Source organism: Mycobacterium arosiense ATCC BAA-1401 = DSM 45069, assembly GCF_002086125.1.
Classification (GTDB): Bacteria; Actinomycetota; Actinomycetes; order Mycobacteriales; family Mycobacteriaceae; genus Mycobacterium; species Mycobacterium arosiense.
The window spans coordinates 1-259 of sequence record NZ_MVHG01000334.1 but is presented as its reverse complement, the minus strand read 5'-3'; the positions used below and the strand labels follow the sequence as shown (position 1 = coordinate 259).

Sequence of the window (259 nt, the reverse complement as noted above, 5' to 3'; positions counted from 1 at the left end):
GGCTGAGCTTGTCGGTGATATTCCCGCTGGCGACCACGCTGGTGCTGTTGCCGGTGCCCTCGGTGTCCAGCTGGAAGTCCTGGATGCCGAGCTGCTTGGCGATTTCCCCGGTGAGCGGTGCGCTACCCGCCAGGCCCAGGGCCAGGGCCGCCTCGCGGGTCTCGACGTTCTTATTCTTGATCGCCAGCTCTTCGTTGCGCTCCAGTTCGTTGGTGATGACGTTCTGGGTGGCGGTCAGCTCGGTGATCTTGCGGATGCC

General features: G+C 64.5%; 1 protein-coding gene. It reads right to left on the bottom strand.

The genetic code is table 11. The features are described 5' to 3' along the window. On the bottom strand, positions 1-259 hold a 259-nt coding region (locus BST14_RS32095), incomplete at both ends, for a hypothetical protein (RefSeq protein ID WP_142279723.1).